The organism is Actinoplanes auranticolor (genome assembly GCF_018332655.1).
In the GTDB taxonomy this organism is placed as follows: domain Bacteria; phylum Actinomycetota; class Actinomycetes; order Mycobacteriales; family Micromonosporaceae; genus Actinoplanes; species Actinoplanes auranticolor.
In genome coordinates, this window is the sequence record NZ_BOQL01000106.1 from 1 (window position 1) to 16,195 (window position 16,195).

The 16,195-nt window shown below is 68.5% G+C and carries 12 protein-coding genes and 1 pseudogene; 8 read left to right on the forward strand and 5 right to left on the reverse strand.

Annotated elements, in window-relative coordinates:
* Positions 1–505: 505 nt before the first annotated feature.
* Together Aau02nite_RS45615 and Aau02nite_RS45620 are read right to left on the reverse strand one after the other, a co-directional pair.
* Positions 506–862 carry a VOC family protein gene (locus Aau02nite_RS45615; protein WP_212994954.1) on the reverse strand — a complete coding sequence of 119 codons (357 nt, stop codon included), beginning with the start codon at positions 860–862 and terminating at the stop codon, positions 506–508.
* Between the two features lie 168 nt (positions 863–1,030).
* Complete coding sequence (locus Aau02nite_RS45620; protein WP_212994955.1) at positions 1,031–1,453, reverse strand: nuclear transport factor 2 family protein; 423 nt, start codon at positions 1,451–1,453, stop codon at positions 1,031–1,033.
* A 993-nt stretch (positions 1,454–2,446) separates the two neighbouring features.
* On the opposite strand from Aau02nite_RS45620, the gene Aau02nite_RS45625 reads away from it, so the two are divergent.
* The 4 genes from Aau02nite_RS45625 (at position 2,447) to Aau02nite_RS45640 (ending at position 10,606) form a co-directional block, all read left to right on the forward strand.
* The gene (locus Aau02nite_RS45625) at positions 2,447–4,471 is read left to right on the forward strand and encodes a hypothetical protein (RefSeq protein WP_212994956.1); all 2,025 of its coding nucleotides are present in this window, start codon (positions 2,447–2,449) and stop codon (positions 4,469–4,471) included.
* 572 nt (positions 4,472–5,043) lie between these two features.
* Complete coding sequence (locus Aau02nite_RS45630) at positions 5,044–5,616, forward strand: hypothetical protein (protein ID WP_212994957.1); 573 nt, start codon at positions 5,044–5,046, stop codon at positions 5,614–5,616.
* Positions 5,617–6,331: 715 nt separating this feature from the next.
* Positions 6,332–9,976, forward strand: a complete 3,645-nt coding sequence (locus tag Aau02nite_RS45635; protein WP_212994958.1) for an nSTAND1 domain-containing NTPase — start codon at positions 6,332–6,334, stop codon at positions 9,974–9,976.
* Positions 9,977–10,081: 105 nt separating this feature from the next.
* Complete coding sequence (locus Aau02nite_RS45640) at positions 10,082–10,606, forward strand: RICIN domain-containing protein (protein WP_212994959.1); 525 nt, start codon at positions 10,082–10,084, stop codon at positions 10,604–10,606.
* Positions 10,607–10,751: 145 nt separating this feature from the next.
* On the opposite strand, the pseudogene Aau02nite_RS45645 reads toward Aau02nite_RS45640, so the two are convergent.
* Positions 10,752–11,411: pseudogene (locus tag Aau02nite_RS45645) on the reverse strand (DUF4158 domain-containing protein); the annotation flags it as partial.
* 378 nt (positions 11,412–11,789) lie between these two features.
* Between Aau02nite_RS45645 and Aau02nite_RS45650 the strand changes: the two are divergent.
* The 4 genes from Aau02nite_RS45650 to Aau02nite_RS45665 are packed head-to-tail and all read left to right on the forward strand — an operon-like array spanning position 11,790 to position 14,367.
* Positions 11,790–12,365: a hypothetical protein gene (locus Aau02nite_RS45650; RefSeq protein WP_212994960.1), complete on the forward strand. Its 576-nt coding sequence runs from the start codon at positions 11,790–11,792 to the stop codon at positions 12,363–12,365.
* Between the two features lie 17 nt (positions 12,366–12,382).
* Positions 12,383–13,087, forward strand: coding sequence for a YbaB/EbfC family nucleoid-associated protein (locus Aau02nite_RS45655; protein ID WP_212994961.1), 705 nt, complete (start codon positions 12,383–12,385; stop codon positions 13,085–13,087).
* A gap of 54 nt (positions 13,088–13,141) precedes the next feature.
* On the forward strand, positions 13,142–13,573 hold the full coding sequence (locus Aau02nite_RS45660) for a hypothetical protein (RefSeq protein WP_212994962.1): 432 nt from the start codon (positions 13,142–13,144) through the stop codon (positions 13,571–13,573).
* On the forward strand, positions 13,570–14,367 hold the full coding sequence (locus Aau02nite_RS45665) for a hypothetical protein (RefSeq protein WP_212994963.1): 798 nt from the start codon (positions 13,570–13,572) through the stop codon (positions 14,365–14,367). The genes Aau02nite_RS45660 and Aau02nite_RS45665 overlap by 4 nt, the downstream gene beginning before the upstream one ends.
* A 259-nt stretch (positions 14,368–14,626) precedes the next feature.
* Here the strand turns inward: Aau02nite_RS45665 and Aau02nite_RS45670 are convergent, their stop codons facing one another.
* The gene (locus Aau02nite_RS45670; RefSeq protein ID WP_212994964.1) at positions 14,627–15,238 is read right to left on the reverse strand and encodes a GNAT family N-acetyltransferase; all 612 of its coding nucleotides are present in this window, start codon (positions 15,236–15,238) and stop codon (positions 14,627–14,629) included.
* A 21-nt stretch (positions 15,239–15,259) separates the two neighbouring features.
* A partial coding sequence (locus Aau02nite_RS45675; protein ID WP_212994965.1) for an APC family permease occupies positions 15,260–16,195 on the reverse strand: 936 nt, incomplete at its 5' end.

Sequence of the window (16,195 nt, forward strand, 5' to 3'; positions counted from 1 at the left end):
GAACCTATGGATTAAAAGTCCACAGCTCTGCCATTGAGCTAGCAGCCCGCGTCGATCAGGGTACCTGCCCAGGCTTGATGACAAGAGCCCTGTCCCTGGCGCGTCGGCGTTTGCCCTGCTCATGGGGCTGCAAACCTAGCAATGGACCTGCTGAGCAGAGTTGGTGCTCGCCGCTCGGGTGAGGCTTTCACGGCGGCGTGGGCGGCCCGCCAGAACTTGCGAGCAGCCACGGAGCAACCAACGCAGAACCTGTGTCCCGCCATCCGTCGCGATCAGGGATCGACGATCGCTGTCGCGACCAGCAGCCGTGGCCTTGTTCTGAGTCTGGAACCAAGGTCGGATGAGTTTCGGCCGCACCATCTTCTCGGTCTCAATGTTCGCGAGTTTGGGCGCCACCCTCCGCGGACTGCCAGCGCCGCTCACTCACTGTGACAGGTGCAGGAGGCGGGAACGCGCCTTCTCTGCGGCATGAGAGGGCCCCTGCCTGAGCGCCGCCGACCACGGCTCAGATTGGCCTCGGACCCCTACTCATGTCCAAGATACCCACGAGGTTTCCGAACGGATCCTCAAGCACCGAGCACCTGCCAATTGCTACGTCGAACGGCGGCTCCCGGATGACGCACCCGGCCGACCGGGCCACCGCCACGGCGTTGGACACGTCGTCCACCAGGTAGTGCACACTCGGATCGCCGGGCAGGTCCATCGTGTGTAGCACGATCTCCGCGTCGGTCTCCGGCATGCCCATACCGACTGAAACTCCATCGCGCCATAGCGGCCGGAGTCCGAACACGCGCGTATAAAACTCCACGGCAGGCGTCAAATCTGGAACGCGTACCATGACGCAATCGATCTTCCGAAACATGCCAACATTATGCACGGATGACGTATTCGCCCGGTGCACTGTCATCGGCATGAGCGTGCACCGAGGGCTGGTCCGGCCGACACGTCACGCCGCTCGACCGCTGTCCGGGTACCGGCGCGCACGCTCGGCGGCAAATCCGGATGCCTTGGACGTGGCTGAACCGCAATGTCATGAAAGCCGCTGCCACAGCGGAGTGACGTCAGCCCGAATGAGGCGCCATCCCTGCGAGGTGCGCAGGGCGCTGAACGCGGATTGCAGACCGACTAGTCGCAGCGCAGGCGCGAGCTGGTTCGATTCCGGAGAAAAAAAGGTGACCAGCATGTTCGCCGTCAGCTCGGCGCGATCGCCGTCGAGGGCGACGAGTATGTCGGTGGTCAGGTGCTGTGTGCGTTCGGCGTCGTCGCTCGTGCGGTCAACATAGTCGATGATTTCCGCGATGCCGCTGGCAGTGCCACGCGGGCTGCGAATGACAGCGTCGCGATGATAGATGGTGTGCCCTTCCTTGTCGCTTCCATTATCAAGCCAGCGCCCGAGTCGGCTGACCAAAGCAATGAGTTCGGCTCGATCGCTCAGTTCCGTCGTGTCAGGCACGGTGATCCTCTTCTCCACGGATGATCAGGGAGACAGTTTTCAACCTCAACTTCGCTTCAGGTCAACAGCTACGGTGGGAGGCTGACGCGCAAACGCCGACGGCGTCGGACAGTGCACTGCTTGCCATGATCATGTGCGCTCAGTTCGGCGTTTCCGCGCGTCGCGTGCCAGCATGGGTTGTACAGAGTGTGACGGCCCTGCCGGACTCCGTGCGCGATCGGCTGGCCGAAGAGATGGGGACCGCGAGCAGCTGGCATCGCTGTTGGCCCCAGCCGCCCGGAGCGGTGGTGGGGGAACTGCCGACCGAGGCGGGGGTTACGGTGGATCCATAGCAACCCGACGATGAGGCTGCAGATGATTGACATGCGGGAGTTCGCGCGGCGGCTGAGCACTCTCGGAGCTGATGCGTTCACCAACGACGACGTCGTGGACCTGGCGACCGCCGCCGATGTTCGTATCAGCGCTGACTTCGAGATCGACGCCTCTACGGCGCAGCGCTTGCTCGACCAGATCTCGCCCACGCTGCCCGTCACCGCAGCGCAAATAACGGCATCGCAGTGGCCGCCACCTGTGTCCTCCCAGCCTGCGGCGCCTTCGGTGTCGTTCTCCAACCCCGGTGCCGTCGACGGCCCGACTGATCAGCCGTCACGACCCCGCAGGTCTGGACCCGCGCGTAGCGATCGGCGACCGGGCCCTCGACGAACTGGCAGATGAAACTACTGGCCCTCTCCGGCAGTTCCTGTTGCTTGGATGGCGGCGAGCGGCCGACACCGCACAAGTACCGATTTAGTGTCGGCCGCACGGGACTCGAAGCGGGCTGGACTGCATCTCGCTTCCGCCGAAGTCACGGCGCTGCTTGCGCTGAGCGGCTGGCGATATGGCACGCGAGCAGCGCGGATCGCAGCAAATGAATGCGCAGGACCATGCCTGCTCGTAGACGTTGTTGCTCGATCATCACCATCCGGCGTCTGCGGGGGTAAGTAGGATGCGCGGGTGCTCGATGGTCTTGATTCGGTCGCTTGGCATGAGTTGGGCCATGCGTACGGCGGCGCGGAGGACACGCCGGGGCTGATCCGGCAGGCGGCCTCTGCGGGCCGAGGGGTGGTGTCGCAGGCGATTTCGGATCTGCACGGCAGCATCTTCCATCAAGGCACCGTCTACCCCGCCACGGTCGTCGCAGTGCCGTTCCTCGCCGAACTCGCCGTCGGTGCCCCGAACTGCCGTGCCGATTTCGTCTGGATGATAGGCATGCTGGCCGACGACCGGCACGCCGTCGGTGCCGAGCTGGTGCAGGTTCAGGCCGCGGTCTCGGCCCAGTCGAAGCTTCTGGTGGCCCTGCTCTTTGACGGTGACCCTTCGGTCCGCGAAGCGGCGGCCTATGCCACGACGAGGGCGGGAGTGAGCGCCGAGGTGTTGTGGCGGTGTTGGGCCGTGGAGCGGGTCCCGGCGGTGCGGGCGTCACTGGCGTTGGCGTTGGGCGAGGTTGATCCTGCTGCCGCGCGCATGGTGTTGGGCGGCTCCACCGCAGAAGACGAACCGCAGGTGACAGTCACGGCTGCGGTGGCGTTGCTCCGCGCGGGTTTCGACTGGCCGGAAGGCACCGTACCTTCGCTGGTCACCGCGATCGAGGACGGTGGAGCTATCTCGTGGGCCTGGGCTCGAGGAGCTGAGTGGTCGGAAGAAATCGTGGTCACGCCGCCGGTTCTGCAGGCGGCCGCGGTCGTTGGGCACATGCTGCGGTCCGGCGATCCGAACACCCGCCGGGCCGCGCTGTGGGCATTGAGTGCACGCTGCGATGCGCTGCGCTCGGCGCCGCCGGTGTTCGTGCCGCTGGTGGCGCCGCTGCTGGATGATGCGGATCGTGGCGTGCACGAAGGCGTGCTGGACGTATTGCGGCGGGCGGGCGCGGCGGCGGGGCAGTTCGCCGATGCGGTGGCAGCGGTCGCCGGCCGCTGGCCCGAGACGGCCGGGGATCCAGGATTCACCGTTGAGTATCGAGCAGTGGAGACACTGCAGCGGCTCGGTGACCCCCGCTGGATCGAACCGGTGTGCCGGGCTGCCGGACGGGGGCACCGGTTTCGGTTCAGGCCCGGCGCCGTTCGTTTCACGCCGGAGGTCCTGAGCGCGGTTCAGATCCGGCTGGCCACCGAGCCTGCGACGGTCGGGGTACTGGCCGCGATGATCGGGCACTGGGGCAGCAACGGCGCCGCTCTCGTCCCGGACCTGCTTACCGCCATGGACCAAGCCGGTCCGCAGATCGCACAAGCCCTGCTCATGCTCGGCCATGACGCCCACGCCGCTGTCCCGCATTGGCGAACACAGGCGCAGAGCGGCGACCTGCAAGGGGCACTGGCCGTCCGACGGCTGACCGGCGACACAGGCGTGGTACTCGATGCCCTGAGCGTCATCCTGGCGGGAGACGCGCGAGCCCCATCGACGATCCCGTCTGAGCTCGACAACCTCGGCGACGCTCTGGCGCCCTTGATGCCCATAGCCGGCGCTCACCTGACCGGTACAGCGGCACGTGCCCATCCGCAGCGCGACAAGCAGATCCTGGCGGCACGGGTAGTAGCAGCCATAGCCGGACCGGGCGGCGTGCTTACCACGGTCGAGGCTGTGCTCGCCGAGGGCGACCCACCTGCACGCCATGCCGCCGACCTCATCGCTGATCTCGCGGAGGAATCCCCGGCATCGGTCGCTCACCTGCAACAACGGCTACGCGATAGCCTGGAAGACCGCTGGAGCAGGTTGTCCGCCGCTCGGGCGCTGGCCCGGCTCGGCGTTCCGGCGGCTCAGCTCGCTCGGCCGCTCATCCGCGGCATAACTGACTACGGTGGCCGCTTCGCCCTCGAGATCATCCTGGAGCTACGCGCCGTAGAAGCCCTCCCCGCCCTGGCCGAACTCCTCAGCCGCGACGAGCGCTGCGACGTGGGCAACTCCGCCGACGACACGGTCTGGGCCGACGAAATGTTGCAGGACCAGATCAGAGACACGATCGCGCGTCTTCGTAACCCATAACTGATCAGGCCAGGACCGTTGCCGAAGCCGGACACCGAACCAGACCGGCCACAGGCCGCTACCGCACCCGATCGGCGGCGAATCAGGATGCATGCTAAGCCCGATATTCGATGCATGCGAGACGCAGCCGACGGTAGCTTCTGGCCATGTTCAAGGGCAACACGCACTTTTATCCGCTGATCAATGTGCGCCTATCATGAAGCGGCTAGGACGAATCGACACACGCGGAATGAAATGCCAGTCGCTCGCACTCTCATCGGCTACATGACAATGCATCTGGTCGGCGCGACGTTTGCTGTGTGGGTCACCAACGGCTGCTCTCGGAGCGTGACCGCCGACCGGGGTCCGGGTGCGCGGCGTGTGGGGCGTACGCGTCTGGCTCTCGCTCCGCTGCAGGGTGACCTCGGTGTTTGCCGCCACCGCTGGTGCACGTCGCAGCTGGCGTCCGCCGGCCGGGTAGGGCGGAGGGTACCGAGCGCGTTGCCTGCGGTAGATCAGTCGAACGACCTGGGTTGCCGGCTCAATCAGGCGGCGCCGGGCAGGGCAGGGGCAGGGGCAGAGATACTCAAACGATGAGTTCGCCGAGCGGGTCAACGACGGATCCCCCCGGCGGGGGTTCGGCGGAGTACCGAGACGGCGGTAAGCCGTGGAAGGCGGCAGCCGCGGCACTGTCGCGACTGGTGGTCGGCACCGGCACGGTCGCTGTCGGCCTGGCGGCGGGTGTGGTCAGCCTGGCGGCGGCAACCCCGGTCGATGTGCCTCTCTTGGTTTCGGCCGTAGTCCTGACCTTCGCCGGGATACTGCTGCTCGGGCTGCCGTGGCTGCGTCCGGACGCCGGCGGGGCGAGTTGGCTCGCGGGCTGCGCCACCACACTGACCGGATTGGCGTTCGCTGCGTTGCTGCCCGTTCGGCAGAGCTGCTGCGACGCGGCTTACACCTTCTCGTGGGGACTGCCCCTGCCGTGGATCACTGCGGGTGGTGACACCCCGCATCAGGCCTACGCCACCATGAGAGCAGCCCTTGTCGAGGCGGACACGTTGTCTGCCGCCGTTGACCTGCTTTTCTGGTTGTCGACCGGCCTGGTCGTCGGCGTCGCAGTCGGAGTTCTGCGGCGAGCGCTGCGTAACCCAACTGCTTCGGTGTGAATGAGTTGGCTCAGATAGCTGCCGTTGGCGTTCGGCTCCTACCCGAGCGGACCTGCTGACCAGCCGTCTGAGCCGCAACCGTGACTGCTGAGTGCCGGCCGGCGACCGAACACGGGCCGGGAAGGACCTGGCGCGCGCGAGGGCTGAGACAGATCAAGCGGACAGTCTCGTGCCGGGAGGTTTTCCCGAGCGATGGCCGCCGCCCGGCGCTCCGACGGTTCGCGCGGCGATCAACCCGCACCCCTTATAAAAGCTCCTAACACGATCTCTGGTTGATCCAGTTGATCAGTCGGCGCCAGCAGATGAGGGCGCAGGCGAGGCTGACGAGGCCGTCGTGGATGTTGAGGTGGCGTTCCCAGCGCATCGGGACCGCCCGTAGTTTCCAGACCAAAAACAACGGTAAGCGTTTGATCTAGGCCGTCACCTGGGGTCGCTTCCTCAAGCTGAGGGGTTTCCGGGCAGCCGCTTCGGCCGATTCCGTAATCCCGGTAGGTGGGACGGGATGTCAGCGCCCAGTGTCGGCGGTGGTGCTCGTCGTTCTCGGCCCCGCGCCTGGGTAGCTGGCCCAAGGGGCGAAGTTGCCGGCGCGTCACTGCTCCGCTGGCGCGAATCCGACTTCACCGATGCCCTCGACCCCTTCTCACGCGATGCTGGTCCCGACGTAACTAATTGATGTAGATGGATGTGAGGGGCGATGCCGCGTCCAGAACGTTCGGTGGATCCTGCTGCCGGCCCGGTGCAGATGCTGGCCGCGGAGCTTCGTGACCTGCGTCGGCGGGCCGGGAACCCGGGATATAGGGAGCTTGCTTCCGAGGCTGGCTACTCGGTCGCGGCATTGGCCAATGCCGCCGGGGGCCGGAGCCTGCCGAGCCTGCCGGTGACGTTGGCGTTCGTCCGGGCGTGTGGTGGTGACCCGTCCGTCTGGGAACGGCGGTGGCGGCAGGCGTCGGCCGAGTGGGCGGCGTCGCAGGGCAACGGCGCACGGCGGCAGTCCTCGGCAGCGGACGAGCGTCCGCCCTATCTCGGACTGCTCGGCTACGGCGTGGAGGACGGGGACCGCTTCTTCGGGCGGCGGCGGATCCTGGCGCAGCTGGTGGAGATGCTGCAGGAGCACCGGTTCGTGGCGGTGTTCGGCGCTTCTGGTAGCGGTAAGTCCTCGCTGCTGCGGGCCGGTCTGGTCCCCGCGATGCAGTGCGGTCGCCCGGCCGGCGACGGTGGCGACCACGTCTTGTTGATCACCCCGGGTGCCGAACCGCGCAAGGCGTTGCGGGAGGCGCTGGAGCAGGCCCAGGCCACCGCCGCGGTGCTGCTGGTGGTGGATCAGTTTGAAGAGCTGTTCACGCTGTGCCGCGACCCGGCCGAGCAAGATGCCTTCATCACCGAGCTGGCGACCTCGGCCGTCGACGCGGACGCGGCGGAGGGCGCCGAGCCGCGGATGCGGGTCGTGATCGGGGTCCGCGCCGATTTCTACCCCCGCTGTGCGGAGTCTGCCCTGTTGGCCCGGCTGCTCGCCGGGGCCAACGTGCCCGTGGGCCCGCTGGCCCTGGATGAGCTGCGCGAAGTGGTCACCGAGCCGGCCCGACGGGCCGGGTTGAGTGTCGAACGGGCGTTGGTGACCAAGATCGTGGCGGATGCCGAGGGGCAGCCGGGGGCCTTGCCGCTGGTCTCGCACGCGTTGCTGGAGACCTGGCGGCAACGCCGCGGAGAGGTCCTGACGGTGGCCGGGTATGAGGCCGCGGGCGGGATGAGCGGTGCGATCGCCCAGACCGCGGAGTCGGTGTACCAGGGCTTGGACGAACGCGACCGGGAAACGGTCCAGCAGGTGCTGGCCCGGCTGGTCACCCTCGGCGAGGGTGTGCCGGACACCCGACGCCGAGTCCGGCGTGACGAGCTGGACCAGCCCGAGGTGGACGCGGTTCTTGCCAAGCTGGCCGAGACGCGGCTGCTGGTGCTCGGCACTGACACCGTCGAGATCGCGCACGAGGCGCTGATCAGGGCCTGGCCCCGGCTGGACGACTGGCTGCACGCCGACCGGGACGAGCTCAAGCTGCGCCGCCAGCTCACTGAGGCGAGCCTGATCTGGCGATCTCATGACCGCGACAGCGGCGCGCTCTACCGCGGCGCGCCGCTAGCGGCGTGGGACGGGCGCAGCATGCAGCGTCTCAATGGCCTGGAACGGGCGTTCCTGACCGCCAGCCGCGAACGGCAGGCCCGCGAGATGACCGCCCGGCGCCGCCGCGTCCGGCTCGCGTTGACCAGTCTGACCGTCGGTGTGGTGGTGATGAGCGTGCTGGCCGCCATCGCCGCGGTCCAGGCGTCTCGGGCGAACGAGCAGCGTGAGGTTGCCCGCTCCAGCCAGTTGGTGGCCCACGCCCGGGCCCAGTTGCAGGTCGACCAGGAGGTCGCACTGCTGCTCGCCGTCGAGGCGTTCGACACTCGGCCCACCGAGGAGGCGCACGCGGTCCTGCGCCAGGCGGTGGCCGATTCACGGGTGCGGGCTACCGTGCGTGCCGACCAAGGCCAGGTGCTCGAGGTGGCATACAGCCCGGACGGCCGCATGGTCGCCAGCGCCGGCGACGACGGCACGGTCCGGCTGTGGCAGCGCGCCGACCCGGAGGGACTACACGCTGCCCCACGCGTTCTACGGCGTGGCGACTCGCCGATGAACGACCTGGAGTTCAGCCTGGACGGACGTTCGCTCGCGGTGGGCGGCTCCGACGGCGTGGTCACCGTGTGGGATCTGGCCGGCGGTGGCGCCCCGGTGGCGCTGCGCGGACATGCCGGCGTCGTGCACGCGGTCGCGTTCAGCCCGGACGGCCGGCGGGTCGCCGGCGGCGGCGACGACGGTACCGTCCGGATCTGGGATGCCGCGGGCCGGCGACGTCCGGTGGTGCTGACGGCCGGGAGTCCCGCGCTCGGCGTCGCCTTCAGCCCGGACGGCAAGCAGGTCGCCGGCAGCGGCACCGAGACGATCCACCTCTGGGACGCGACCGGCCGGGGCAACCCGAGGGTGCTCACCGGCCATGAATGGACCGTCAAGGATGTGACGTTCAGCCCGGACGGAAGCCGGCTGGCCAGCGCCGGCAGCGACGGCACGGTGCGCATCTGGCCGACCGCCGGCCCCGGAGAGCCGGTGGTTCTGCATGGCAACGACTCCTACGTCGAGTCGGTGGCGTTCAGCCCGGACGGACGCCGGGTGGCCAGCAGCCACAGCGGCAGCAACACCATCCGGGTATGGAACACCAGCGGCGAGCAGGACCCGGTGGTGTTGCGCGGGCATGACGGAGCGGTGTGGAGTGTCGCGTTCAGCCCGGACGGCCGGCGGCTGGCCAGCGCGAGCACCGACGGCACGATCCGGTTCTGGGATCCCGGCTTCGCCGGGAGCCCGCTCGTCCTGCGCGGCCACCGCGGGGAGGCGTGGACCATCGCCGGCAGCGCCGACGGGCGGCTGCTGGCCAGCGGCGGACGAGACGGCACGGTGCGCGTCTGGCGAGACCCGTGGCACGCCGACCCGTTGGTTCTGCGCGGTAACCAGGACGAAGCCCTGGCGGTCGCGGTCAGCGCGGACGGCCGCTGGGTGGCCAGCGGCGGACAGGACCAGACCGTCCGCGTCTGGAACGCGCAGACCGGCGACGTGAAGGCGGTCCTGCGCGGCCACACGCAACTCGTATTCGACGTCAGCTTCAGCCCCGACGGGCAGCGCCTGGCCAGCGCCAGCAAGGACGGCACCGTACGCATCTGGCCGCTCGTCGGCGGCTCACCGATGGTGCTGCGTGGCCACGAGAACAGTGCCAGCGCGATCGCGTTCAGCCCGGACGGGCATCGCGTAGCCAGCGCGGGCGCCGACGGCACGGTCCGCATCTGGTCCGCCGACGGTACGGGGACACCGACGGTGATCCAGGACCAGCCACCCGGCCGTCAACTCTGGGCCGTCACGTTCAGCCCCGACGGCCGGCGCCTGGCAGTCAGCGGCCAAGACGGCGCCCTACGGATCTGGCCCAGCGACGGCCACGGACCACCACTCTCCCTGCACGGTCACCGAGACGTCGTCTGGAGCGTCGACTTCAGCCCGGACGGCCGCCTGCTCGCCAGCAGCGGCCAGGACAACGACGGCGTACGGATCTGGCAAACCACGACCGGCCGGGAACTGGTCACCATGCGCGGCCACGGCGCCTCGGTCGAACAAGTCAGGTTCACCCCCGACGGCCGACTCGCCACCGCGCACGACGACAGCACCGTCCGAATCTGGCAATTCGAAGCCTGCGGACCGATCACCGAGATCCGCACCAAGGCAGGTGCCCTGGCCACCCGGGCCCTCACCACCGAAGAACGCGACGCCTTCGTCCTTCCAGCCCGGTGACCTGCGGTTGTTTACTCGCCCACGGGGCTACTGAACAACATCGCAGCCGGGTTCTCTAGAGCCCAGCACCCGGAACAGAGGGTGCGCGAGACGGAAGGGACTCACATGTTCAAGAACAAACGCCGGGTCGCGAGATCGTTCGGCCTGCTGGCCGTCCTCGCGCTGTTCGCCGCCCTGCTTCCCAGTGGCGCGGCCCAGGCGCAGGCAGCACCACTCGAATCCACCATGCTCGCCGACGAGCCCCACTACATCGTCAACGCCAACGGCCTACACCTGGCGGCGTCCGACTCGGGGTCTCTCATTCTTACCCTCTTCGAAGGTAATCCGCGCTTCCTTACCGTCCCGGACAACGGCTACGTGACTTACCAGAGCGCCACCGGGCCGAACGTGGGCACCGTCGGCAACGGTACGGCACACGGGACCCGGGTCGACCTAGTCGCTCGGTCCGGCAGCCACACTCAGGACTGGAGCACCCGACCCGTCGGCAGCGGCAGCCGATTTTTCGGGATAGTGAACCGGGCGTCCGGACGGTGTCTCGGAATTTCCGGCGGCAGCAGCGGCACCACCCTCGCCATCTTCGATTGCGACCGGCGACCCAACCAGCAGTGGGCAACGATGCCGGCGTCGTAGTCGGGGGCAACGCCCCGGACCTGATCGGTCCGGGGCCGGAGCCTGCTGTGGTTCGACGAGGTGTGTGCTGAAGCCGTGCAGGCGATTTGGACGCGGACGTGACGACGGTGCCGGGGTTACTGCGAGAGCGGCTCGCCGGCTGCTGGCTCGACGACGTCGGGCCCACGCCCAGCCAGGCCAGCGGGGTCCGGCCGAGATAGGCGTCCGGGACCAGCAGCAGATCCAGCTCGGCGCACCGCCGGTCGGTGAGCAGGTGCTTCACCCGGGTCCACGTCTCCGTCCGGGCACGGGCCCGGGCTGCGGCCACCCGGCGCAGCAGCAGGATCACCCCGGGCCGGAGCACCCGCGACGACAGCAGGTACTCGCAGGCCAGCCGGAACAGCAGCTTCGGCGAATCGTGCTCCATCGCCCGGGCGAACAGGAACTTGTCGAGGTCCTTCCATTCGGCGGTGTCCATCGACCGCCAGCCGGCGTAGCCGACCACCTCACGCAGATGATCCGTGCGAGTCTGCTCCCGCTCGCCGTACCCGCGCAGCTCGCCCATCGCGATCCCGAGCCGCTGCGACAGTCGGCCCACCGCGGCATCCGGGGCCAGCGCCACCTCAGCGGGGACGAAGCCGAGCCATGGCAGCGTGCACAGCTGGACCGCCACGCCCAGCACGTTGCGGCCGGTGCGGAACTGGCGCACGAACGCCTCGTCCGCACCGGTCAACGTGAAGTACCGGATCAACTCGGCCCGATTGATCTCCGGGAAACCCCGAAGCCGCGCCAGTTTCTCCGCCGAGAACACATCCTGAGTCGCCACAAACCCACCACCCGAGCATCGACCGTCACCAAACGGAACGGCACGCTACGGCCCGGATCAGAGCATGATCAACCCTCAGTTCTTGCCGTTGCTTTTGGTCTGGAAACTACGGGCGGGCCATCGGTGATGCGAGCGGTAAGGCACCGCCCGGGTTTGATATCGGCCCGACCTCTTGTGGAGGATGTGTTTGCTGGGCAAACCCACGCTTGCCATGTGCTCTGCGACGGCGGGCGGGGCGAGACCGAGGCAGGGCAGTGAAGGGCCCTGGCACAAGAACTCCGTATCGCGGCATCGTTGCCGGCCGACGGTCGGTGGGCGTGATTCGTCGACTGGGATCGATGTCCCCGGCCGCCTCGCGGGTTCTGCCATCATGGGCGCGTGCAGATCGAGCCTCGTCATGAGTTCGCCTACGGTTTCACGAGCAGCCGTAGTACCCGGCTGGGTGTCGCGATCGCGATCGCGGTGATCGGGGTGCCGGCCGGTTTCGGCGCCGGCCTTCTGTTCGGGCTGGTGCTGGCGTTCGCGGTGAACCCTGACGGGGACGCCGGCGCGGTGATCGCCATCCCGATCGTGTTGGCCCTACTCGGAGCGGGCCTGTTCGGTGTGTGGGCGCTGGTGAACATTCTGCGGGTGACGCGCACCTCGGCGTGGCGGCACGGGTCGCGGCTGACCGTCCGGCACGTGCGCTCGCGCACCGCCGACCTCACCCGCGCCCGCTCGATCGAGATCCGTCCTACCCGGCTGCGGTGGCGCGATTCCGGCCCCGGTCGCACCGATACCATCCCGGAGCTGGTTGTCATCGGCGAGCCGGCGATCGTGCACATGCGTTTGTCCACCGGCGAGGGGCAGCCGTTGCCGCCGCAGGACATCGCTGCCCTTATATCCGTTTTGTCATCGACGGGCGGTCCCGGAGCAGCGCATGTGGTGCAATACCTGAGCGCTGGATACCGATGACCCCGACCGGAGGTGCCGTGGACCTCGATGACGTCCAGAGGATGCGCGACGAGGCTGAGCAGGCTTCGTGGGCGCTCAGCCGGGACGGCATCGTCGGCGTCGGACGGGACGCGAGTGGCCTGGTGCGCGTCGAGGTGGACCACACCGACGCGGTGCAGCGGATCGAGATCGGCGCCCGCTGGTTCAGCGAGATAGGCCCGCACGGGCTGGCCGATGCGGTGCGGCAGGCGCTCGATGCCGCGATGGAGGACCGGCTGTCCGCGTGGGCGGAACGTACCGAAGCCCGGAGCGGGGCGCCGGTCTCGAGCTCGGGACGCATCCGTATCCCGTCCGATGTGGCGGCGCCGGACGTGAGTGACCAGATCGCCGAACTGCGGCGCACCCTCACCATGCTCCGCCAGGTCCGCTCCGAGCTCGGCGAATACCGCCGGCTGATGCAGGAGCAGGCCAACCGGGAGACGGTGGGCAACGACCGCGAGGGACGGGTGGCGGTCACCCTGTCCGGCAAACGGATCACCGCACTGACCCTCAGCGGCCGCTGGCTCAACACCCAACCGACCGGACAGAGCGTCGCGGACGCCATCCAAGCGGCCGTCATCGCGGCCTACCGCACGAACGCCCAGCGCACCGCCGCGGCGATGGCTTCGCTGCCCGGGATCGCCGCCGCTCATCCGGGCAATGTCGATCCGGCCGCGCTGTTGCGACGCCTGGGTCTGCGCTGAGCCCGCCTGCCCAGATCGAAGGGGACGATCGTGACGCAACCCGACCGTATGCAAGTGGCGTACGCCGCGCTGAGCAACGACGCCGCGAAGTGGAACGAGCACTCCACGGTGATGGACACGGCCGCCAAGCAGGCCGCGTCGTACGGGCTGACCGGCTTCCAGTTCGGCTATACGGCGAACCAGTTGGGCGTCGGCGCGAAGTACCAGGAGATTCAGGATCTCGCCGTGCGGTTGCTGTCCGAGGGCGTCGTCGCGATGCAGCAGATCGCCGACACCCTGATCAAGGTGCGTGACGACTACGAGGCCACCGACCAGCAGTCCGGCGGCCGCATCGAACATGCCGGGGGCGGGACCCAGGGTCAGGGCCAGCTGAATGAGGGCGGCGGTTCGCAAGGTCAGGGCCAGCTCAACGAGACCCCCGACGAGGGTTCCGGCCAGATCGAGGACCGCACCGGTGGCGGCAGTTCCGGAAGGATCAACGAATGAGCGCGGCCGGCGCCGGAGAGATCGAGATCCTCTTCGAGGAGGTTCTCAACGAGTTCCACCAAACGCTGGACGAGGTCCAGGCGCAGATCAACGAGCTCGCCGACGGTCTGAGCGACAAGATGCGCTACCTGCCGTTGCCGGTGGTCTGGGCGATGCGCAAGGCGTGGGACAAGTTCCGCGAGATCGCCAACGACATCTTCGACGAGGTCCAGAAGTTCCTGTCGGAGCCGGGCATCCCCTGGGCGTTGTTCCGCGTCGGTGGCTATTGGGACGAGAATGTCGGCGTCCCGGTGGGCAGCCTCCAGCAGGTGGCGTCGGCTTACGGCAAGGACGCCGACAACCGGTGGGACGGCTCAGCGGCCGACGCCTACGAGGAATCAGCCGACGCCCAATCCCGCGCTCTGACCACCATCAAGCCGCTGACCGAGCGCATCGACAACGCATTGCGCGATATGGCCTGGGGTCTGATCGCCTTCTGGACCGCGATGGCCGCTGCGCTGGCGGCGTTCGCCGTTGGGCTGGCCGCCGCGCTCGGTCTGGTGGCCTCGCTGGTCGGCGCGCCGGCCGCGCCGGTCGACGCGGGCGCCACCGCAGCGGTCGTGGTCGGCCTGATCGCGGCCGCAGTCACCGCCGTGGTGGCATTCGCGGAAAAGGTGAGTGGCACGCTCGAAAGCTGCGACCAGGCCCTACGCGACAACACCGGCCTGGTGGACAACGGCAACGGATCGTTCGGCTGGCCGCGGCTCAAGAGCATGGCGTACGACGGCACCGGCACCTGGCGGCCCGCCGACTAGCTACCCGACCACTGCCCGCGAACCGAGCCACCCACCGACCTCGTCACCCTCGGACACCGACGTGGACCACCCGTTACCGGAACGCCCACGAAGCAGACGTGTCCACCGTGAGTACGCGATGCCAAGCCTGACCAGGATCCTGCTACGCACGTCGGCCTGGCACCGCCGCCCCGTGCCGGCGGGGTGACGACCCGCGAGGACGGCGATACCTGTTCGGGCCGGTCTGCGAGTGGCCTCGCCAGCCGGACCAGGCCCGGTGTTATCTGTTCTGCACGGGCCGCCACATTCGGTAGAGGACCGCGTCGGCGGAAACGGTGATCACCGGCGGGCGCATGTCCATGTAGCCGTGGCGCCGATACAGCCGCCGGTTCTGCTCGCTGGTGGCTTCCAGGTAGGCGGGGATGCCGCCGCCGTCGAGCCGGCTGTGGGTGTCGTCCATCAGGACACTGCCCAACCCTTGGCTCCACCGGCCAGGGCGCACGGCAAGGAACAGAAGATGCCAGTGCGCTTCGGTGGGGTGGTGGGCTTCCATCTGCAGGTCAAGGTCTTGGAAGCGGTGCAGGTCGTCACCGGCGAGCTCAGCGAGGCGGCGGGTGTAGTCGTCGGGCTCGGTGATCTTGCCGGTGCGGTCGAACCAGACCGCGGCGGCGCTCGCGTCGGCGGTCATGACGACCTGGCCGGCGCCGCTGATGGCGTGGGCGATGTACAGCCGGTACCAGTCCCGGGCGACCGTCCGGCGCCGGGACGGATCCGGTACGAGGAAGTGGATGACCTCGAGGTGGTCGAACGCGTCGGCGACGATGTCGGCCACAGTGTCGATATCGCCGGGACCGGCGATACGCAGGGCAGGGGTGTCGTTGTCGGGGTTCATCGGTGGTTGGCTTCCCTTGGTTCAGAGGATGGCGGACAGGCCGGAGGCTGAGGCGGTGGCGCTGCGGGCACCGCGGCCGATGCCTTCGTAAATCGCGGGTTTGGTGCGGCGCAGGATCAGGCCCCAGGTGGTCCCGGCGGCGAAGATCGCCAGCAGGGCGAGGGGCACGATGCGGGCGGGGCCGGTGCCGGGAGTGACGCCGTAGAGGCCGGCGAGGTTGTCGATTGCGAGGTAGGCGACGACCAGGAGTACGGCGGTGGCGATCAGTGGTGCGATGCGGCGTTGCCACAGGTTTTCGCCGTGGGTGTTGCGGGCGAAGAAGCCGATGACGGCGATGCTGGTCAGGGTGTAGAGCAGCAGGATGCCGAGGCCGCCGGTGGTGGATCCCCAGTAGAACAACTGCACGAGGGGGTCCCAGCCGGCGATGGCGTAGAGGATCAGCACGCCGAGGGCGAGGGTGGTCTGGGCGAGGGAGGCGTTGCGGGGTGCGCCTTTGATGGTGGTGCGGCCGAACATGCGGGGTAGGACGCCTTCGCGGCCGAGGGCGAAGGTGTAGCGGGCGATGGCGTTGTGGAACGCCAGCAGTGCGGCGACAAGGCCGGTGCCGAGCAGGACTTTCCCGACGGTGAGCGCGGTATCGCCGAGCAGGACGGCGGCTTGGTTGAAGAACAGGTCGGCGCCTTCGGCGGTGGCGCGTTCGATGGGTTGCGGGCCGGCGGCGGAGATCTGGACCCAGGACGCGAGGGCGTAGGCGGCGCCGATGACGGCGATGGTGACGTAGGTGGCGGTCGGGATGGTGCGCCGGGGATCTTTGCTCTCCTCGATGTAGACCACCGATTGTTCGACGCCGGCGAACGAGGTGGCGCCGAGCACGATCAGCACGCCGAGGCTGGGGCCGGACAGGTCGCTGATGTTCATCGCGGCGGCGGAGAAGGTGAAGCCGGAGGTGAGCATGAT